Below are 21,375 nucleotides of genomic sequence, written 5' to 3' on the forward strand. Positions count from 1 at the left end.
GGTCTCAGTGTTCACCGCAAGTGGTTGTGCAAAAGTTTATGCACAAAGGTGGAGAAATATCTATGCAGTTATCTAGTCAACAGTCTTTCAATCAAGCGCTCATCCAGCTTTCCGTACTGCTATATCAAATTGACGGGAAAGTCACCATAACCGAACAGGAATACCTTGATTCTGTAATTGACGAAATGCAGTGGGAAAGTCCGATAAGTGTCGATGCGTTCTTAACCGATGCGATCTACCAAACCCGCAAGGCACTGGATGAAGGTAATGGACTTGAATTGCTCAAGTCGTTAAAAGAGCATTTGTCATTTGATGCTGATAAAGCCATGGAAGTGGCCATGCAAATCACCGGTGTAGATGGAGAACGTAACGAAAAAGAAAGGGAAGTGCTGTCATTGTTATCTCATAAACTGCTAGCAAAAGCGTTATTGTGTAAAGACGCCCTTTCTCAACCTTCTGGGGCGACGCAATCTTTTTCTTAGAGGTTATGCAGGTTAAGTGTAAATTCTTTCTCCAATACCCGTTTGGATTTATTATTTCTTGCTGCCAGCACCTTTTTAGTTGCTGGCCTCCACGCTTAATAAGAAAGGTGAGATTTAGACATTCCAATTGCTTATTACACCCGCCTGATATCAGAGATTAACGTCTTCCACATCCTTCTGCATTTGATACAAATATAGCTTCGCTCAGCAGGTCCAGCTATTTTATCCGTTCATGTTAATTATATGCCGCATATGTAATTTATCCGCTCGTCGCGACTATTCAGCTCCTTGGTCAGGCGCCAAAAATAGAAAAAAAGTAAAAACGCCTTTTAATGGTAGACACTTAAAATAAAAACTTAGTGGTCGCTTGTTACTAACGAGAGGGGTTGCGTGGGCTCCACGAGGGAAAATGGTCACCACTGAATTGAAGCATTTAATTATACGTAGCGGGCAACCCATGGCGAGAAGGGCGTTGTCTAGGTGGAAACGCCAAGGTTGACCAACAAGCACGTTACATTAAGTCAGCTAAGTAATTGCAATTCTGCGTACTCTCTGTATAACGCATCGCTTTCCAACAGCTCTTGATGCGTTCCGCTGGATTTTATACTGCCTTTTTCCATCACTACAATTCGATCGGCGTGTTGAACAGTGGCGAGACGGTGAGCGATGACAATGGTAGTACGGCCTTGCATAAGACGACTTAGGGCGTGTTGGACCATTTGTTCACTACGCGCATCTAACGCGCTGGTGGCTTCATCGAGCAACAGAATAGGGCGGTTGGCTAAGATGGCTCTGGCTATCGCGATGCGCTGACGCTGACCGCCTGATAGTCTAACTCCCCGTTCCCCCAGCTGAGTTTGGTAACCCGATTCTAATTGTTCAATGAACTCATCCGCAAAGGCCGCCTTCGCGGCGTTAACAATATCTTCGATATCGGCCTCCGGATTTCCGTAGGCAATGTTTTCATACACCGTGGCAGCAAATATCACAGGGTCTTGCGTAACTATGGCAATAGTATTACGTAAATCCGTCAGGCGTACTTGATTGATAGGTTGCGAGCCAATCTTGATTTGTCCGTGTTGAGGTTCATAAAATCTGAGTAGCAGTTGAAATAACGAGGTTTTTCCGGCACCGCTGGGCCCCACTAGAGCCACTTTTTCCCCTGAGTGAACAGTTAACGAGAGCGAATTAAACAATACAGGGTTGTCGGGGTAGGCAAACCTTATCTTCTCAAAGCGAATCGGGGGCGGTTTATGTGCTTCTATCAACAAGGGTTGACTGCCCGATTGAATTAGAGGCGCAGTGTGTAATAGCTGCAATAATCGCTCACTTGCGCCCACCCCGCGTTGAACGTCTCCGATTACTTCACTGATAGTGGCCACGCTGCCGCCAGCTAACACCGCATAGAATAAGAACGCAGACAGCTCCCCCATGCTCATTTCCGCTGCAAACACTTGCCGTGCACCAACCCAGGCTATTAGCGTGATCGCTGCGAGACTAACTAACATGATGGCACCGATAAGTTGAGAGCGATAACGAATACGTTTTTTTGCCACGTGTAGTGAATGACCAACTCGTTGGCTGAACAACATTATTTCCGCGAGCTGTGCATTAAACGCTTGCACCGTAGTAATTTCATGCAGAGCCTGATCAACGTGCGCCCCTAGATCTGCAATTCTATCCTGGCTTTCCCTCGCGTATTTTCTGACGCGCGGCGCCAGCAGTCGCAAGGGAAGTAACACTGCAGGTACTGCAAGTAACACACATAATGTGAGGATGGGGCTGGTAATGGCCATCAGCACAATCGCACCGATAAAGGTCACGGCCGACCGCACCGCCATGGACACGCTGCTACCAATAACAGTTTGTAAAACAGTCGTATCGCTGGTAAAGCGAGAAATCACCTCGCCTGTTCGGGTTTTGGCGAAAAAGGATGGGGTGAGGGTAAGTAAATGGGAAAACACTTGATTACGAATATCTGCACTGATGCGTTCCCCTAAAAAGCTCATTAAATAAAATCGAAAGTAAGTCGCTATACTGGCGATGAAACAAATGACCAGTACACCCGCCACCGCTTTATTTAATATGGCCGGGTTATTTTCAATAAAGCCTTCATCTACTGCCAGCTTGATACCCTGACCCAGCAATAACCATGCTCCGGCAGCAATAAACAGAGCAATAATCGCCCCTGCAACTTGCCAGCGATATTTCGCCAGATGTGTACCTACCCAGTGCAAGACTTCAGAGGTGGTTACGTGAGTGTCAATCGCCACAAAGGATTCCTTTAGTTGAAAAGCTATTAAAAATATACATCTAATTTCGAAAAAGGGGGCGGAGTCATTTTACCCAACGTTTGGTAAAATGACTCCGCCCCCTTTTTCCCCTTATCTTTTATCATTAAAACTTGAATAAGTTCGCTAAATCCGTATAATGCCGCGGCCTTCTAAATTGCCTGGTGCTTTTTGCATCAGCCAAAGAAGGTAAGTTAACGGTAACGCTACAACGAGTTTGAGGCAACTATGGTTACTATTCGTTTACAGCGTGGTGGCGCGAAAAAGCGTCCATTTTATCAACTAGTGGTGGCGGACAGCCGTCGCGCAAGAAACGGACGTTTCATCGAAAACGTTGGTTTCTTTAACCCAACTGCACAAGGTCAATCGGAGCGTCTTCGTGTTGATCTAGAGCGTGTAGATTACTGGGTTGGCGTTGGCGCGAGCTTGTCAGAGCGCGTAACTAGCTTGGTAAAAGAAGCTAAAAAATCAGCAGCATAAGCTGCAAAAGTGGTGGGTATAGATGAGTCAAGCGTCTGACAAAGTTGTAATTGGCAAAATTGGCGCTCCGTATGGGGTAAAAGGTTGGGTCAAGATCAACAGCTATACCGATACACCAGAAGGTATTTTTAACTATTCACCGTGGATTCTCGGTGATGGTAAAGAATACCAAATTGACCAGTGGCGTCCGCATGGTAAGTCTTTGGTAGCTAAAATTGAAAACGTTGAAAGCCGGGATGATGCTGAACGCATTAAAAATCTCGACATTCACATTTTAGCTGACCAGCTCCCGGAGTTGGGTGAAGACGAATTTTACTGGCGCGACCTGACAGGCATGCAGGTGGTAACAACGCAAGGTTACGATTTGGGTGTAGTCAAAGATGTATTCAATACGGGAGCGAATGACGTTTTACAAGTCAAAGCAAACAGTAAAGATGCATTTGGTCAAAAAGAAAGGTTACTGCCGTTTGTATTCGATCAAGTCGTACAGTCGGTAGATAAATCAGGCAAGGTGATTACGGTAGACTGGGACCCGGGGTTTTAAGTGACCACGGAAAAATGGTTCGGCATTGTTAGTTTATTTCCTGACATGTTCGCACCGTTCTCGCAGCAAGGCGTTGTGGGACGGGCGGTAAAGTCAGGCAAAATTACGATAGACCATTTTAACCCTCGTGATTTTACTCACGACCGCCATCGCACTGTGGATGATCGCCCTTATGGCGGTGGTCCCGGCATGCTGATGATGGTCGAGCCTTTAACAGACGCAATTTCGGCAGCCAAACAAGCTGGCGGAGAAAAAAGTAAAGTGATCTACTTATCTCCACAAGGGAGACCGCTGGATCAAGCTGGTGTGAAAACACTGGCACAAAACGACCGTATGATTTTGGTCTGCGGCCGTTATGAAGGGATCGACGAACGGGTAATTGAAAGCCACGTTGACGAAGAATGGTCAATTGGTGATTACGTGTTAAGTGGAGGCGAACTGCCTGCACTAGTGTTGATGGATGCTGTCGCCAGGTTAGTTCCCGGCGTATTAGGGCATCACGCATCGGCAATTGAAGATTCTTTCACTGAAGGGCTACTGGATTGTCCGCATTATACGCGGCCTGAAGTACTCGACGGAAAAGCGGTGCCACCAGTGTTGTTAAGTGGTGATCATGAAAAAATTAGGCAGTGGCGGTTGATGCAGTCGTTGGGTAGAACCTGGCAGCGTCGCCCTGAATTATTAAATCACCTAGCTCTGACTGAGGAGCAACAACGGTTACTCAATGAGTTTACCGCACAGTTGCAGCAAGATGACAGTTAACTAGGACGAGAGGATATGATGAGCAAAATCAGTCAAGATATCATCAAAAAAATTGAACAAGCACAGCTAAAAACTGATGTTCCTGCATTTGGTCCAGGTGACACAGTTGTGGTTAAAGTGCGCGTTACAGAAGGTGACAAAGAGCGTCTTCAGGCTTATGAAGGTGTTGTTATTGCTAAACGTAACCGTGGTCTTCACTCGTCTTTTACCGTGCGTAAAATTTCAAGCGGCGAAGGCGTTGAGCGTGTATTCCAAACCCACAGCCCGGCTGTTTCTTCAATTGAAGTGAAACGTCGTGGTGCGGTTCGCCGTGCTAAGCTTTATTATCTTCGTGAGCGTTCAGGTAAATCTGCACGTATCAAAGAGAAGCTTAACTAAGATTACTAATCCTTGCGTTATTGTTAACTTAAAAAAAACCCGCGTTTACGCGGGTTTTTTGCATCTGATAAAATTATAACCATTCAAGCTGCACGCACGATTTTCAGTATTTAGGAAGTCCGGGAGTAACCAATTAGACGAAAGTTGTGAACCTCTATTGTTGGCAAAGCTGTGACCCAGATAAGCGCAGATAATTGCCGCTTCTGTCTGGCACATTGATTTATAACGCATTGATGTCTCTGCTTAGATTATCTCAATAGCTTGATTCGATGTCTTGCTCCTTCTGAACGGTTACCCAGAATAGGTAAAAAATATGCATCCCATCTGGCAATCTATTTACGCCGGGAAATGGTATTCCACTCATGCCAAGCCCTTACGACAGGCGCGCCTTGCCGCCAAACATCTCTGTTGGCAGCTTAATCAATCAGATTCTGCCGATAATGGGCGCGAAGCCTTACTTAAACAACTGTGCCCAAATGTCGCATCGCTTGAAATTGGTCAGCAGTTTTACTGCGACTATGGCTTTAATATTCATAGTAAGGGTCACGTAAATATTGGCGCTAAAATGGTCATCCTAGATGCTGGTCTTGTCGAGTTAGGAGAGAACCTTACGGTGGGCGATGAAGCGGTAATCTGTGGGTTACACCATCCCAAAGATTTTCGCAAACGCAGCCAAGGGTTGCAACGGGCTGAGCCAGTTATTATTGGAACAAACGTAACCTTAGGGAACCGGGTTACGGTGTTACCCGGTGTGACAATCCCTGATTACACTGTAGTAACAGATAATGTAGTGGTCTCACGTCACCTGTTTAAGAAATGATTTTGAAAAGAGTGAAGGAAATGGTTGCGCGCTTAATTATTTGTTGATAAAAAGTCAATGTCTGCAGCAAACGTTGCCTTCCTTGTTTATGTAAAAATTTATTTACAGTTAAAATTGCACTAGCAGAGTCATTCATTCCCCTGTATTCATCAATTGGTTAGAGAGCACAATGATTAAGGACACCGTCAATAATATTCATATCAGCGCTGAAGACGTGCTGGTAACACCTGAAGCGTTAAGCGAAGAATTACCTGTGTCGGCACATGCGCTCAATGTAATTTCCCAAGCCCGCGCTACCATAGCGGACATCATTCACCGCCGTGATCATCGCTTATTGGTTGTGTGCGGTCCTTGTTCCATTCACGACGTGGACGCTGCAAAAGAATATGCGTTGCGTTTAAAAGAACTGCACGAAGCATGCAAAGATACCCTATTTATTGTTATGCGAGTGTACTTTGAAAAACCCCGCACCACCACAGGCTGGAAAGGTTTGATAAACGACCCTAAGATGGATGGAAGTTTTGATATTGAAACCGGACTTAGAAAAGCGCGCGAACTGCTAATCTGGTTAGCAGAACTGGAACTTCCTGTTGCCACCGAAGCTCTGGATCCGATTAGTCCACAGTATCTCGCCGAGCTATTTAGCTGGAGTGCGATTGGCGCGCGCACCAGTGAGTCGCAAACGCATCGCGAGATGGCAAGTGGTTTGTCGATGCCTGTCGGCTTTAAAAATGGCACAGACGGAAGTCTGGACATCGCCATCAACGCCTTAAAATCGGCTGCGTCGGGGCATCGTTTTATGGGGATTAACCAGCAAGGCCAGGTCAGTGTCATCGCTACCAGTGGTAATCCAGACGGGCATATTATTCTACGCGGTGGTAAGCAACCAAATTATGATTCCGTATGTATTTCTGAATTTGAACTGGCTTTGCAGGAAGCGGCATTAAGCGCCGGGCTGGTGGTTGATTGCAGTCACGCTAATTCAAGTAAAGATTATAAGCGACAGGCTTTAGTTGCACAAAATGTGGTGAACCAAATTCTTGAAGGTAACCAATCTATCATCGGCATTATGCTTGAAAGTAATATTTATGCTGGCAGCCAGAATGCTGACGGCAAACGGCCAGAAGAACTAGAGTATGGTGTATCAATTACCGATGGCTGTATCGATTGGAGCACCACCGAAAATCTAATCACGCAGACCCGAGACAAGCTCATTACCGTATTGCCATTAAGACAAAACAAGCGTGAGGAAGTAGCGTAAATCGACATCTATGAATAAATACGATGAGCAACTTGCTCAGCTGCGCGAAGGCATTGATGCTATAGACGCTGAGCTGGTTCAATTACTGCAACGTCGCGCGCAGTTAACCGGTAAAATCGGTGAAATAAAAGCACACACAGGGATGCCTGTGTTCGTGCCCGAACGGGAAGCGGCATTGATACAAGAGCGCCGCCAACAGGCACACGAGATTGGCGTTTCGGCAGATCTGATAGAAGATTTATTACGTCGAATTATGCGGGAATCCTATCACACACAGAATAACCGCTATCGGTGCGCCAACGCCAACATAACGCAGGTTACCGTGGTAGGGGGTAATGGCGCTTTAGGGAGAGTAATCTGCTCTTTGTTTAGTAAGAGTGGGTATGCAGTGGCGATTGTAGAGAAAGATGACTGGAATAATCCCGCCACGCAAGCCTTATTAGATCAGTCAAACTTAGTAATAGTAGCTGTACCCATAAATGTTACTGAACACGTCATTCGGAAACTGGGTAACTTGCCAGCTGATTGTATTCTGGCAGATATCACCAGTGTGAAAGTAAAGCCTTTGCAAACCATGTTAGAAGTCCATCCAGGCCCGGTGGTGGGTTTGCACCCTATGTTTGGACCTGATGCACCCGGCATGATTAAACAGGTAGTGGTAGTGTGTGATGGCCGCATGCCCACCGCATACCAATGGTTAATTGAGCAAATGACCATCTGGGGCGCGGCTGTACATCACAGCTCAGCCCAACAACACGATCAAGCCATGGCCTACATTCAGGTCATGCGTCACTTTTCTACCTTTGTTTACGGCGCCCATTTACAAGAGGAGAACCCGGATTTGAATGTGCTCACCGTATTTAGCTCACCTATCTATCGGCTGGAGCTGGCCATGGTAGGACGTTTATTTGCGCAGGCTCCCAGTCTTTATGCCGACATTATTTTTGCTAACCCCGAGAACATTGCCCTGTTAAAACGTTTTCACAAACGCTACGGCGATGCATTAAATAAACTTGAAACAGGCGATAAAGCGTCGTTTATCAAACAATTTTTGACAATTGGCCAATGGTTTGGCGATTACGCCAAAAAATGCTTGGTTGATAGCAAGCAATTATTGCTAAAAGCGGATGATGACCAAATGCTGAGGAAGTAGCGAGTACAGATAACAAAAAGCTAATGTACGTGTGTGCGTCCCCATCGTTTAATCAAGGTGATCCTCCAACAAATAAACACTGCAAATGGGGTTTTCCAACCTAATTCACTAAATGTCCTTTCATACCGCTGACGTACAATATATATTTACCTCAGATCATGTAATGAAGTAGTAGGTCTTATCATTTCACATCTCGAAATAAGCCTCTCGCCACTTGAACAGGCCGACAAATATCTTTTTCGAAAATTATATTTAGACCCGACGATAATCAAAATGATATTTGTAACTATGTCCGTCGAAGAGGTAGATGCCTGGTTTGAAAAAGTCTATCAGAATAAGAAAAATGACTACTGTTTTTATAAAATTACGGCAGCAAATAGCGTTTCTGTATTTGGCTTGATTGGGTTAATTAAACGGCGTGAAGATGTAGTAGAGTACGGCATAATGTTGGGTGAAAAGTTTCGGCAAAAGGGAATAGGTCTCACCGCTACCCGTTTGTTGTTAGAGGAAGTCTACCGAAACGGTCAAAGCTGCCACATCATAGGGCGTTGCATTCCTGAAAACAAAGCGATGATTAGAGTATTTAGCAAGTGTAATTTTAAGCAAGTATCTCCCGCAGCGTACCAGGAAGTTGAAGGTACAAATCCTAATTTGACGTTTCGTAAACGCGTAACCCTCTACTAAAACGGGTGTATCAGAATGAAGTCTATCCGTATTCCAATCACGAACTTATATGCTCAAGGCGGCTACTGTGCTCAGTTTTTAATTGGCCCTGATGCAACGCCCGTAAACCTGATACTCGATACAGGAAGTAGTACGTTTGTTATAAGCCATGAAAAAGTTTGCGCTCTTGCTGAAACCACCTTTCAGGGTACCACCTACGCACAGGATATACAGTATGGCAAAGGCGGATGGTACGGGCCAGTAGTTCATGCCCAAGTCGGGGTAAGAGAATTAGACGAGCATATTGACTTGGCCGACGTCGCCCTCGCTATCACTTCAAAAGAAGAAGCGGCAAGCTTTTTAAATGCTGATGGCATTATGGGGTTGGCCTATTCGGGATTAAACCATGCTTATGATCTTACGGCGTATCTTACCGAGAATAATGTAGAGCCCTGTGTCAGTTATCCATATTTGATGACAAATAGCGAACAGACCGTGCCGCAATACACGCATTTTCTCCATCGCTTTCCCAAGATTGACATCACCCCTTACTTTACTCAACTGGAAGAATCCGGCGTAGTGGCCGATCAGTTTTCATTGCTTACCCATCGTTCAAGTATTTACCATACCGCTACAACTGAATCGGCAGAAGTAGCCAACGCCAATCAGTTGAACCATGGTTTACTTGTTTTGGGCGCGCCGCAAAAACATGACGATCTGTACCAGGCTCCAGTGCATACTGTTAAAGTGTTGCACGATAAATATTATAATGTGAGCGTCCTCGGGGTACAGGTGGGTGACGGTGAGACATTAGAAGCTCCGGCTTTAGCCCCCAAACACGTAAGAGCGTATTGCTCCAATGGTATTGTAGATAGTGGTGCAACAGCCATTGTGCTGCCAGCAGAGTTGTTTCAACAGGTTAAAGCTGAACTGATTAAGTATAACAGCGCCTTTGCCCAGATATTAGCACCCTACAATGCGTTTACGGGGAAAGAAATAGGTACGCCATTAACGCTGCTAGATCTAAACCAATGGCCAGACATAACCCTGTATTTAGAAGGTGATAATGCAGAGCCGGTGGCACTTACGGTCGCGCCTGAGACTTACTGGCAGGTAAACGCGCCTCAGTCCCATCAAGCCACATTCAAGCTGTGTACGTTACCAGGCTGGCCAAACCAATTGATTTTAGGTTTGCCTTTGTTAAACAATTACTACACTATTTTTGACCGGCGGGTGGGCGACGAGGGCGTGATTCGTTTCGCGAAAAAAGCGAATATTCCTGACTTAGTTACAAATGCGATTGCGCAGGCGATACACAAGTAAACAGATACAACCACGGCACGTCTACCTTGGTACAGCAATGTATGGCACTTCACCAATGAGGACTAACCCAATCGAATAATAAAATTGGCTCTTATTTAGTCGGGGTTATACGCGTTGGTTAACATTTTGTGTGGGTTTTTATCAAACTTCGTTACAGGCCAAAAAGCAAGCTATCAGTGGTTGCACCCGTACCGTACGGCAAAATAGGACATACACTCACAAGACGCCAATACCATATGTTGGCAGGCGAAACTGGTAAATGGTCTGGGTGCTTGATGAAAGATATACATCATATTGATGTAAGTGATCGGGTAGCAAGAAATCCTATGCATAGCCTGCACCACCGTGAAATTGAGACCATACTTATTAATTGTTATGTTCTACAAATGCCAAATAGAGTGTAGTCGTGGTAGGTACCGAGAAGTTTGTTTCATTATTTAATCACTGGGCGACATATCAATGTTTCCTCCACGTGCCCTTTATGAAGATTCGATTGCGATTAGGATGCTGGAAAGCAATACGTCTAAAAATTGAGGATACGAAACGAAAGTCCATGCCAAGTCGTCAAATCGGTACTGGCGAGTAAGAAATTAAAAGTAATGAAGATTATAAAGAGGTCACCAGTTTGAATAATCAATCCGGAAGTATGGTGTGTGTAGGTGTAGGCATGACATTAGGTTCACACATTTGCCCACTTTCAAGAAGCCATATTGAACAAGCCGATGTCGTGTTCTGCAGTATGTCAGATCAGTATGTGGAAGAGTGGGTGATGTCCATGAACAGTGATGTTCGTAGCTTACAACCCCTTTATTCGGAAGGCAAAGATCGCCGCCAGACCTACCGCGAAATGGTAGAGCTCATGATGGCTGAAGTGCGGCAGGGAAAAAAAGTTGTTGGTGCATTTTACGGCCATCCCGGAGTCTTTGCACTGGTGCCCCATAAAGTCATTAAACAAGCTCGTGAGGAAGGGTTTGCGGGGCACATGGAACCAGGCGTCTCAGCGGAAGATTGCTTGTATGCAGATATGGGACTAGACCCTGGCTCCCACGGATGTGCACATTACGAAGCCAGTCAATTCTTAATGAATGAGAAGTGTTTTGATACCACCGCTCTATTGGTTCTATGGCAAATTGGTATGGTGGGCGATCGTCAGCATAAAAAGTTTATCGCGGATGGCCGTTACCGTAAAGTGCTGCAAGATTGCCTGCTGGACTATTACCCCGCGGATCATCAGGTAGCGCTATATGAAGCAGCTGTACTACCTGTTGAGAGAGTAAGAATTGAATGGATGAGAATAGATCAACTTTTCGAAGCGAACGTTTATCAACATTCAACGTTAGTCGTTCCACCAGCAAAAAAGAAGAGCCCTGACCAAAAAATTGCTCAGCTGATGAAGGAGATAGACCAGGAACTATCCCTCTAACGCTTATCTAGCATATTCATATTGCCATATTGTAATGCAATCTATGTAAAGCAACGTAACCGGACTAGTTTCGTCGAGAATACCACCTTTAGCGAAGAAACATAGCAGGTGCTCGTTTCAGTAGTTTATTCTCCTGACCTTTTCTACATTTGAGTTGGAAAAAGTGAGAGCCATAATCTACCTATTAATTCTCCAATATCTTGTCCAATTCAATGCTTTTTCAGTTATTTATTGGACTTTGTTATGGCTGCAGACACGATTGCTACTGGGTTAGCTTATTTTTAAAAGTTAACAAAAACATTTAATAATGCTAATCTTCGCGAGTCGTTAACTCGGCATGAATCTAAAAGGAGCTTGTATGTCTGTTATAGAATTATTAGAAAAAATGGGTGCTGATGCTTCAGCAAATACTGGAGCCGCTCGAGATCAATTTTGGTCCATGTCGGAAATGACGGAAGAACAGTTAAAATACAATAAATTATGGTGCTTAGTTGTTCCTGAAAAAGAAGATGACGATGAAGATGGAGAAGAGGACAATAAAATTGTTCTAAACTAACCGTGAAATATCTTCTTTATTTTTGCCTTATGTTGTCATCTGCCATCTTTGCAGATGACAACGTTTCGCTATTGAAAGAAGCCGATAGTTTAAAAAGTCGAGATCCCCACACATTTCAAGAGATTTTACACACCCTAGAGTCTCGCTCTTATTCATTCTCATTATACGAAGCCAACTATTATAAATATCTACAAGCATTTTTACTAAGCTATACAGGCGAATCAGCCCACGCAATTGAACATTTTAAAGAGGTTTATAACTCTGCTAAAAATGTTGATTTAAAGATTAGAGCGTTGACGTCAGCCATCAATATGTTCGGCATCACCCGCAACTATGTTGATGGTTATAAGTATGCCCAGCAATTAATAACTATTGTTCCAAAGGCAAGTAAAGAAGTGAGGGAAAGTGCTTATACAGGACTCTCTATTTTTTATAATCAGTTGGGAGAGTACAAACTTGGTTTATTTGCTGCTAATAAAGTGCTGGAGGAAGCTGAAGACAAAAGGTTAATCTGCTTTGCCGATCACTCGCGTATTGAAGCACAATCAAACCTTGACCTTATAATTAGCCCCTCCTCAGCAGATTCCGCAATTAATTATTGCCTTCAAATTAAGGAATTTGCCGCTGCATTATTTAATATTGTTGTGAAAGCTCGGTTGCATAAGAATCTGGGAGAAGTGGATCAAGCTATCGCTGTAATGGAAGATAATGTGGAAGTGTTTAATAAAGCATTCTATCCCGTGGCGAAAGCTGATTATAAAGCTGAATTAGCACAACTTTACTTTCTCAAAAAAGAGTTTTTGAAAGCAAAAGTTAATGCCGAAGAATCTATTCAACTTTCCATTGGCGCAGGAATGTTTCGATCAAGGATAGACGCATTCGAAGTGTTATATAAATACTACGAAGTAGAAAATGATGTGGCGAAGGCCTACCACTATTTTCAAGAATATTATAAGACGCAAAAGGCGTTTTTGGATGAAGTAAAGCTGACCCAGCTGGCGATTCAACAAACTAAATTTGATGCCCAAGAGAAAGCCAATCAAATTGCACTGCTTAACAAAGAAAATTCATTACTCAAGACGCAAGCTGAATTAGCCCAACGGGAGATTGATAATAGCCGATTGGTTATTGCCACATTGGTTTTACTCGCGTCGATTGTCGTAGTGTGGTTGTTATTCAATCATAGAATGAACATACAACTTAAAACGCAGGCACAGACTGATGAATTAACCGGTATTGCCAATCGACACTATTTTACGAATGTTGCCGAAAAAGCGTTAAGTTACCACAAGAAAACGGGGCAACATCTCACCGTAGTAGTATTCGACTTAGATTTTTTTAAAAACGTCAACGACACCCATGGCCATGTGATAGGCGACTGGGCGCTTAAGGCGGTGGTAAGCGTAGTGCAGCGTGTCTGTCGTAACCAAGACGTTTTCGGACGATTAGGTGGAGAAGAGTTCGCCATATTATTGCCCGGTTGTGGGGCAAGAAAGGCGCAGTCAATTACTGAAAGTTGTCGCAGTGCTATTGCTGCTATCGATACTTCTGAAACCGGTGAACAGTTTAACATAACGGCCAGCTTCGGTGTGGCCGATACCAAGCTGTGCGGTTATAAATTTCAGCATTTATATGCGTGCGCTGATAAAGCGATGTACCGCAGTAAGGATGAAGGCAGAAACCGTGTATATGTTTATGATGGCTGTCCACCTGAATCCTTTACCCTCGACGAAAAATTTAGTTAGTACACTTACCCTTTTTATTCCGTTAACGCACGGGCTGCGGCCACTTTGGTAGGGCTTATTTCCTCACTTGGATAACACCCTAACACCTTAAGGTAGCGGGTAATCTTACGAAGCGCATCTATCGCCTGTTGCAGAGGTCCATCGCTCAAATTACCTTCTACATCAATGTAAAACATTTCTTCCCAGGGATTGCCCGGAATAGGGCGAGATTCTAACTTCGTCATATTGATGGCGTTTTCTTTTAACACCAATAGTGCTTCAACAAGTGCGCCGGGTTTTTGTACAGTAGACATAACAAAGGTAGTTTTGGCTGGTACTTGCAAGGGAACGTTAACCGCGTCGCGGGCGACCACAATAAATCGACTGTGGTTTTCTTTCTGGTTGGCAAGATTCGATTTAATCGCGGTTAAACCATACAATTTCCCGCCTGCTTCACTTCCTATTGCAGCCACGTCGTCGCGCTTCAATTCACTCACCGCTAACATGGCAGAAGAGGTGCTATCCATTGTTTTGACTTCGACACTGCCAAGTTCAGCGAGAAAGTGACTGCACTGAGTAAAAACCTGCGGATGGGCATACAAGGTATTGATTTGACTGATTTGCGTATCGCCACTCACCAATAACGCATGGCGGATAGGGTGGGTTAATTCGCCAATTATATTTAATTGCGTATGTTGTAATTGGTCATACACTTCATTAATACTGCCCGAGGTAGTATTTTCAATAGGAAGTACCGCGAAATCAGCCTCAGCATGCTCAACCTTACTGACAATTTCACTAAAACTCTGACAACCGATTTCCAATACTTCGCCTGGTCGACGAGAAAAATATTTCTGCGTCGCCAGGTAACTATAAGATCCTTTGTCCCCTAGGAAAGCCACTCTGTTAAGGGGGAGGGCGCTGCCAGGATTAGCGCGCTGGGCCAGCATAGCTTGTTGATTTAACACGGAATCTTCAATGATGACGTGAAATAGCTGGGTAACGTAGTGAGGATCCAGCCCCGCCTCCTGGCCGGTTTTGATCAGTCGAACCAATAATTGCTCTTCGCGGCGCACATCCCGCACCGGAATGTGATGTTTGATCTTTGTTTCCGCCACTTCGTTGGTAAGGCTCCGGCGCTGCGCAAACAGATGAATCAACTGCTGATCAACCCTGGTGATTTTTTCTCGTAGTGCATCTAAAACTGGCTCTGACATAATTCACATTCCAGATTGGGGTCCAAAAAAAAACCTCCCGGTGGGAGGTCTATGTACACACTTCAGCCTCCCTCAGATGATGGGGATAAAGCCAAAGAAAAAAGTTGAAGCATGCGAATAATACACTTTCATTAAATCACTGTATGATTTAGCTGGAATGCTGTCAATCACAAATCGCACATGAGCTGTTGCCAAAACACTTATTCACTTAGTAACGCGGCCAGCATTGCTCTGACTTCCGTGGGTTCAAAAGGCTTGTCACATAATGCGTTGACCCCTGTTTGCTGGATATTTGCCATATGCGCACTATCAGCCGCCTCAGAAGTCACCATGATAATAGGAATATGGGTGGTTTCGGGGTTAAAGCGAATGAATTCAGATAATTCGCGACCGTCCATTTCAGGCATATTATAGTCTGTTACCACTAAATCAAATTCTTCGTCTTTAATGTAAGTCAGTGCCATAGCACCATTTTCAGCCTCGCGGATCTTTTTCAGGCCCATGCCTTCTAGTACCCGGCGAATGTGGTTTCGCGCCAGTTTACTGTCATCAACCAGTAATACACGCACTTCCTGTACGTCGAATAATTCCAGTTCCAGCTCATCATGATTGATTAAATCCAGGCTTGCGTTGAGTGCGCGTGAAAGATGAAGTGGCTCAAACGGTTTGGGTAAAATTGCGGCGACACCCGCTTGTTTGAATTCCTCCAGTTTACTCAAACGATTTTCGCTGGAAACCAGCATGAAAGGAATGGCTTTATATTCATCAGATTCTTTAATGAATTTCAGTAAATCAAGCGCGGTGCCATCTTCAAAGTACATGGCGCTAACAATTAGATCAGCCCCGTGCGATTTAACTGCGGCGCGCGCTTCTGCCAGCGTACTGACCGGATCAATTTCTTTCACTTTCTCTTTTAGCAACAGCGTGGTAATTATCTTGCGTTGGGTATCAGAAGGCTCCACCAACACAATGTGTAAGTCAGATATTGACAACTTTTCCATCTATTTTTACTCATTTATAAAGGCAGCGTTCGCACCATTGGCGGAACTGCCAGAAGATTCAACATTCAGTTTAATTTATCCGCCCGCGAGTTTTACGGTAAATCCTTTAGCCTGTAAAAGGGTTTGTAGTTTGGCTCGGTCATCAGTTTGAACTTCAATGGTGCCATCTTTTACCGCACCGCCACAACCACATTTTTTTTTAAGCTCTGTGCATAAGCTTTTCAATTCTTTTGCATCTTTATCTAAGCCGTGGATTACCGAGACCCCTTTACCCTTGCGGCCCTTCGTTTCTCGGTGAATACGCACAATACCATCAGTGGAAGTTGAACGAAGATTAGTTGCTTCCGTTTCTGCAACACGACCACTCTCTGTACTATAGACCAATTTGGAATTTTGCATGATATGACTTTTTTTAAAATGATTCTGAACTACTATAGTAAAAGAACATCGCTTGTATGTTAATAAGTTAACGGAATTAGCCCCATTGGAGATATAAATGGCCATCAGTACCACCTGGGAAAGCGAGAATAACTCTCTCACTATTCAAATGGATGATAAGTTCGATTACAGCAAGGTTCAGGAGTTTCGCCAAGCTTATGTGGAAACACCAGCGCAACCCGAAGAAATTTTAATTGATCTGACCGCTACACAGTACATGGATAGTTCTGCACTGGGCATGCTGCTGAATATGCAAAAGTATTTCAGTGATAAAGGGGTGAACTATAAAATTGTCAACAGTCGGCCACAGGTTGCACGTATTCTGAAAATATCCCGCTTCGATAAAAAGTTCGATATAAGTTAAACGTTCTTTGTACTGGAACCAGGCCTTCCCATGCGCATATTGATTGTTGACGATGAGTCGCTGAATCGCACTTTACTTCACCACATTCTCGAAGAAGAGGGGTACAAAGATTGTATTGAAGCCAGGGATGGTTATGAAGCCCTCAAACTCGCCACTCAATTCAGCCCCGACCTGGTTTTACTTGACGTAATGATGCCCGGCATGAACGGATTTGAAGTGGCCCCTAAACTTAAGAGTCTCTATAAGGGCAGCTACCTCCCGATTATCTTTATTACGGCATTAGACGATCGAGAAAGTTTAATTAAGTGTTTGGAAGTAGGTGGTGATGATTTTGTATCAAAGCCCTTTGACAGGCTTATCCTGGCAGCCAAAATCCGCGCCCACAGCCGTATACGCTTGCTCAGTAAACGGGTAGACAAACAAAACCAAGAGTTGTTAGGTTTTCGCCGAAAGGTCGATCGAGAACACACCATTGTTGAGCATATTTTTTCCAACGCCATAGTTAACAATCAAACCGTTAGTCGCTTCTTTGATTACAAGGTTTCCCCCGCTGCAACATTTAATGGTGACGTGTTTTTATGCGAAGCCAACCCGGGGGGAGGTTTGTATTTTATGGTAGGAGATTTTACTGGGCACGGCCTGGCGTCAGCCATCGGCGCACTGCCGGTCACACGTACCTTTCACGCCCTGGCGTTGAAAGGCGTATCTATTTGTGAAATGGCTTACGTTCTAAATGAAATGCTACTTCAATTGCTTCCTCCAGATATGTTCTTCGCGGCGATATTGGTTGAAGTTGATGCGTCGGGCACGCGCCTATCTATTTGGAACGGCGGCATGCCGCAAATGTTGCTGAAAAGCGAAGCAGGTGAGTTGGTTAGAAAATTTCCCTCCAAACATATGGCGTTGGGCATACTGGAACAGTCAGAATTTGATCGAGAGTGTGATGTATTTGACGCGCAACAGGGCGATCAATTATTTGTGTGTACCGATGGTTTAATGGAAATTACCAATGCAGAAGGAAAAATGCTGGACGAAGAGGGGCTGGAGCGTTGGTATTTCGCCTCTCCCCATGTCACGGCGGAACACCTTTATCAGCAAGCAAGAGCTTATCTTGGCGAAGCGGAGCCCCACGATGATATGACCATAGCCATCTACCGGGCAACCCCCTTATATGAATTGAAAGAAACCATCCAGCTCAGCACCACACCCTTTGAAATTATGATGATACTGACCAGTGAGGACTTAAAGAAAGACCAGGCGCTGGAAGCTTTATTGGATATGATCAATAGCCAGCCGGGTCTAAACTGGATCCGATCAGATTTATTTACCGTGTTAACAGAAATATTTAATAATTCACTTGAACACGGTTTATTGAACTTAGATTCAAGGGTTAAACGATCGCCTGAGGGTTTCATCACCTATTATGAACAACGGGAGCAAAGGCTGGCTGAATTAGAGGGCGGGTTTATTAACATAGTTACAATCTATTCACCCGAAAAGAAAACCCTGACCATTATTGTAAAAGACTCAGGTAAAGGGTTTGATATTGAGAATGTAAAGATGCCTCAGTTAACGAGCAGCTCTGGCCGAGGGGTGCAATTGGTGAAGGAGCTTTGCGAGAGCGTCGAATACTCAGAAGGGGGGACAAAAGTCACCTTAGTCATGAAAATATAGAATTATACAAAAGGTTAACATTTAGCGTGGCGTTCGTGAGCTATTTTGATATAGTGAGTTGGCTTTATTTGTACTACGTAGAGAATAGCCATGTTAAAAGCCGTGCTGGATTTGTTTAGTCAGTCAAATGACAAAAAAGAAGAGTCACTCTCCGTGGAGCTCGCTACAGCCGCGCTTCTCAGCGAAATCATGCGTGCTGATCGGGAGACCGACGAACGTGAACTTAATGCTTACAAAGCCATTTTAGACAAACAGTTTTCTCTTTCTAAAGAAGCTCGGCAAAGTTTGGTGAAGGAAGGACAAGAAACCGCAGAAGATGCGGTGGATCTTGTGCAATTTACACAAGCCATTAATCAACAGTGTGATAACGATAAAAAGCAAGCCATTCTAAAAGGGTTGTGGCAAGTTGCTTACGCTGACAGTAATATCGCTCCTATTGAAGAACATACCATACGCAGAATAGCCGATCTTTTGCATATTCCACATAGCCAGTTTATTAAAACCAAACTTGCCGTCACGGAAGAGTAATATACGTCCCCCTGAAAGCCGTTACACTGAGAGAAATCAACCGGGTGCAGTACAGTGTTCAAGCCAATTAAAACATCTCTAACCGGCATCATTATAGGTGCGGTAATCTTATCTGCATTGATTGTACTTGGATTGACGCAAGAAGAGCACGAAGAATTGTTTTTATCATCGGTGAAGGGACACTATTCTTCTTTGGCAAGACACGTCAGCACCAGTATGCAGCAATTGATGGAAACACGCCCCGTCAATGTGGCAGAAATGGAAACAACACTAAGCAGTTTGATTGCATACGATGCATTAGAGTATGCGTCAATTTATGATGTAGAATATAATCAGTTGGTCTTTTTCCAAGGGGCACGGTACGACTCTCAAAAAGCCGTCCCTAAGTTAGACGTTGCAAAGCCTTGGGAGCTGGGTAGCGCGCAACATAATGGGCATCTGGTGACATTTGAACGGATTGGCCCGCAGAATTTTCCCAAGGGCTATGTGGTACTAGTGAGTGATGTAAATCAGTTAGTCCAACGTAGTAAGCGTTCTTTATTATGGCAATCACTCCCACTAATTATAGTTGTGTCGCTAATTATCCTGCTGGTGAGTTTTTTATTTGTTAATCGACTACTCAAGCCGCTTTATGCGTTATCAAGGTTTACTCAGGAAGTCAGCGAAAGTAAAAACTATTCCCTGCGTTACGAAGACACGCATAACAATGAATTTGGTCAGCTCGGGAATAACATCAATAGTTTGATGGATACCATCGAGGTTGAACTAACCATAAACCACGAGCAAAACCAGACGTTGATGGAACAACAACAAACCATGACGCGACTGGCAAATTTCGACAGTTTAACAGGCCTGCCAAATCGCCAGTTTGTGATGGACAATCTTCGTCTGGAGCTAGCCAGAGCAAAAAGAGCGGACGACGACCTGGTTCTGATGTTTTTTGACTTAGACGGATTCAAGGGGATCAACGATTCCTTAGGTCACGAAACTGGAGACCTGATACTCATTGAAGTGGCCGACAGGGTAACCACGATGTTACGCGAAGGTGATTTGGTGGCACGTCTGGGGGGGGACGAGTTTATCATTCTCCCAGATCGTGACACCAGTGATGCAAGTGTGACGAACATGGCCAATCGAGTTATTTCAGCTTTTTCTGAATCATTTCATCTACGCGGTTTATCGCTTACCGTAGGGGTGAGTATTGGAATAGCACGTGCGAAAGATGCGAATTACGAACTCAGTCAATTAATGAGCAATGCTGACCTGGCCATGTACCGCTCTAAAGCGAAGGGCCGTGGTACCTATACCATTTTCACTATCGATATGGTGGATTCACATAAGCGGAAACTGTCTATCGCTAACAGTATCGACCAGGCTATCAGTGAGAACGAGTTTATTGTTTACTACCAACCCAAAGTTGACAAACACGGGTTGATCATCGCGTTTGAAGCTCTTATCCGTTGGCAGCACCCCGAATTTGGCATGATCATGCCTGGCGAATTTATCCCTATCGCTGAAAGAGGCGGAAAAATTACTTCGATAACCCAATGGATGATTGAGCAAGTCGCAAAAGAAATGCCAACGATAAGGGCAATCATGAAACGGCGGTTTCGAGTCTCGGTTAATTTATCAGGACACGATCTACGTCATAGCGGATTGTTCGATATGATTCACGATATCTTTAATCGTCACATGGTGAATCCGGAATATATTGAATTTGAGGTAACAGAGTCGGCTTATCTGGAAAATTTTGCGTTATCGAATAAGTTTTTCCGTAGAGTGGGTAATATGGGATGCGCTATTTCATTGGATGATTTTGGTACTGGCTATTCTTCACTGAGTTACCTCACCCAAATTAGTATTGATACGCTTAAAATCGACCGGCAATTTATCAGGGAACTTGAAACGTCTGAAAGAAGTCGATTAGTGACCGGTACAATTATTGATTTGGCTAAGCGTCTGTCCTTGACGATTTGTGCCGAAGGAATAGAAAATCATAATCAATGGGACTATCTGATCGAACACGGTTGTGACCACGTCCAGGGTTTCTTATTCAGCGAGCCTGTTCCCCTGGATAATTTACCTTTCTTACCGCCACGTTTTCATCGACAGTCCACTAAAGCCGTATAGGCGTTGAACCTGCATAAAGTGTTACTAAAAAGAAACATAACAGGGATGAACCTTGCAACACTTTCGTTCAACAGTATGATTTAATACGGTATGCGGTTCTGGCCCGATTCTAGCTTGTTTATTTCCAGTCTTAATGTTGTTCACCCATGGGGGTGAGATAAGG

General features: G+C 44.3%; 21 protein-coding genes. 17 read left to right on the top strand and 4 right to left on the bottom strand.

From position 1 onward, the window contains the following. Positions 1-62: 62 nt before the first annotated feature. A complete protein-coding gene (locus tag OPS25_RS04725; protein WP_265616494.1) occupies positions 63-482 on the top strand; it encodes a tellurite resistance TerB family protein in 420 nt (139 codons plus the stop codon). Positions 483-1,003: 521 nt separating this feature from the next. Here OPS25_RS04725 and OPS25_RS04730 read toward each other — a convergent pair. Then, positions 1,004-2,755, bottom strand: coding sequence for an ABC transporter transmembrane domain-containing protein (locus OPS25_RS04730; protein WP_265616495.1), 1,752 nt, complete (start codon positions 2,753-2,755; stop codon positions 1,004-1,006). A 246-nt stretch (positions 2,756-3,001) separates the two neighbouring features. Between OPS25_RS04730 and rpsP the strand changes: the two genes are divergently transcribed. The 12 genes from rpsP to OPS25_RS04790 all read left to right on the top strand — a co-directional run bounded on the left by rpsP (position 3,002) and on the right by OPS25_RS04790 (position 13,881). Next, on the top strand, positions 3,002-3,253 hold the full coding sequence (gene rpsP, locus OPS25_RS04735; RefSeq protein WP_169210026.1) for a 30S ribosomal protein S16: 252 nt from the start codon (positions 3,002-3,004) through the stop codon (positions 3,251-3,253). A 22-nt stretch (positions 3,254-3,275) separates the two neighbouring features. Beyond that, the gene (gene rimM / locus OPS25_RS04740; RefSeq protein WP_265616496.1) at positions 3,276-3,797 is read left to right on the top strand and encodes a ribosome maturation factor RimM; all 522 of its coding nucleotides are present in this window, start codon (positions 3,276-3,278) and stop codon (positions 3,795-3,797) included. Beyond that, the gene (gene trmD / locus OPS25_RS04745; RefSeq protein WP_265616497.1) at positions 3,798-4,559 is read left to right on the top strand and encodes a tRNA (guanosine(37)-N1)-methyltransferase TrmD; all 762 of its coding nucleotides are present in this window, start codon (positions 3,798-3,800) and stop codon (positions 4,557-4,559) included. Positions 4,560-4,577: 18 nt separating this feature from the next. Then, a complete protein-coding gene (rplS, locus tag OPS25_RS04750; RefSeq protein WP_265608733.1) occupies positions 4,578-4,937 on the top strand; it encodes a 50S ribosomal protein L19 in 360 nt (119 codons plus the stop codon). Positions 4,938-5,250: 313 nt separating this feature from the next. Further along, entirely contained in the window at positions 5,251-5,757 is a 507-nt protein-coding gene (locus OPS25_RS04755) for a maltose acetyltransferase domain-containing protein (protein ID WP_265616498.1), read from the top strand. Positions 5,758-5,926: 169 nt separating this feature from the next. Further along, the gene (locus OPS25_RS04760; RefSeq protein ID WP_265616499.1) at positions 5,927-7,018 is read left to right on the top strand and encodes a 3-deoxy-7-phosphoheptulonate synthase; all 1,092 of its coding nucleotides are present in this window, start codon (positions 5,927-5,929) and stop codon (positions 7,016-7,018) included. A gap of 10 nt (positions 7,019-7,028) precedes the next feature. Then, entirely contained in the window at positions 7,029-8,171 is a 1,143-nt protein-coding gene (gene tyrA, locus OPS25_RS04765) for a bifunctional chorismate mutase/prephenate dehydrogenase (protein WP_265616500.1), read from the top strand. 198 nt (positions 8,172-8,369) lie between these two features. Continuing rightward, entirely contained in the window at positions 8,370-8,855 is a 486-nt protein-coding gene (locus OPS25_RS04770; RefSeq protein WP_265616666.1) for a GNAT family N-acetyltransferase, read from the top strand. Positions 8,856-8,870: 15 nt separating this feature from the next. Further along, positions 8,871-10,157, top strand: coding sequence for a pepsin-like aspartic protease (locus OPS25_RS04775; protein ID WP_265616501.1), 1,287 nt, complete (start codon positions 8,871-8,873; stop codon positions 10,155-10,157). A 625-nt stretch (positions 10,158-10,782) separates the two neighbouring features. Further along, a complete protein-coding gene (locus tag OPS25_RS04780; RefSeq protein WP_265616502.1) occupies positions 10,783-11,580 on the top strand; it encodes an SAM-dependent methyltransferase in 798 nt (265 codons plus the stop codon). Between the two features lie 358 nt (positions 11,581-11,938). Beyond that, positions 11,939-12,136: a hypothetical protein gene (locus tag OPS25_RS04785; RefSeq protein ID WP_265616503.1), complete on the top strand. Its 198-nt coding sequence runs from the start codon at positions 11,939-11,941 to the stop codon at positions 12,134-12,136. 29 nt (positions 12,137-12,165) lie between these two features. Continuing rightward, on the top strand, positions 12,166-13,881 hold the full coding sequence (locus OPS25_RS04790) for a tetratricopeptide repeat-containing diguanylate cyclase (protein WP_265616504.1): 1,716 nt from the start codon (positions 12,166-12,168) through the stop codon (positions 13,879-13,881). Between the two features lie 14 nt (positions 13,882-13,895). Here OPS25_RS04790 and pheA read toward each other — a convergent pair whose 3' ends face one another. From pheA to yciH, 3 genes are all read right to left on the bottom strand, one after another. Next, positions 13,896-15,077 (bottom strand): prephenate dehydratase, encoded by a 1,182-nt coding sequence (gene pheA, locus OPS25_RS04795; RefSeq protein WP_265616505.1) that lies wholly within the window; start codon positions 15,075-15,077, stop codon positions 13,896-13,898. A 200-nt stretch (positions 15,078-15,277) separates the two neighbouring features. Beyond that, positions 15,278-16,078: a response regulator gene (locus OPS25_RS04800; protein WP_265616506.1), complete on the bottom strand. Its 801-nt coding sequence runs from the start codon at positions 16,076-16,078 to the stop codon at positions 15,278-15,280. 75 nt (positions 16,079-16,153) lie between these two features. Next, a complete protein-coding gene (yciH, locus tag OPS25_RS04805) occupies positions 16,154-16,477 on the bottom strand; it encodes a stress response translation initiation inhibitor YciH (protein ID WP_265616507.1) in 324 nt (107 codons plus the stop codon). 97 nt (positions 16,478-16,574) lie between these two features. Between yciH and OPS25_RS04810 the strand changes: the two genes are divergently transcribed. The 4 genes from OPS25_RS04810 (at position 16,575) to OPS25_RS04825 (ending at position 21,212) form a co-directional block, all read left to right on the top strand. Then, positions 16,575-16,880, top strand: coding sequence for an STAS domain-containing protein (locus tag OPS25_RS04810; RefSeq protein WP_265616508.1), 306 nt, complete (start codon positions 16,575-16,577; stop codon positions 16,878-16,880). A gap of 30 nt (positions 16,881-16,910) precedes the next feature. After that, positions 16,911-18,554: a fused response regulator/phosphatase gene (locus OPS25_RS04815; RefSeq protein ID WP_265616509.1), complete on the top strand. Its 1,644-nt coding sequence runs from the start codon at positions 16,911-16,913 to the stop codon at positions 18,552-18,554. Between the two features lie 90 nt (positions 18,555-18,644). Then, positions 18,645-19,082, top strand: a complete 438-nt coding sequence (locus OPS25_RS04820; RefSeq protein WP_265616510.1) for a tellurite resistance TerB family protein — start codon at positions 18,645-18,647, stop codon at positions 19,080-19,082. A gap of 54 nt (positions 19,083-19,136) precedes the next feature. Further along, positions 19,137-21,212 carry an EAL domain-containing protein gene (locus OPS25_RS04825; protein WP_265616511.1) on the top strand — a complete coding sequence of 692 codons (2,076 nt, stop codon included), beginning with the start codon at positions 19,137-19,139 and terminating at the stop codon, positions 21,210-21,212. Positions 21,213-21,375 lie beyond the last annotated feature (163 nt).

Origin of the sequence: Alteromonas aquimaris (assembly GCF_026183695.1) — a bacterium.
Lineage (GTDB): Bacteria > Pseudomonadota > Gammaproteobacteria > Enterobacterales > Alteromonadaceae > Alteromonas > Alteromonas aquimaris.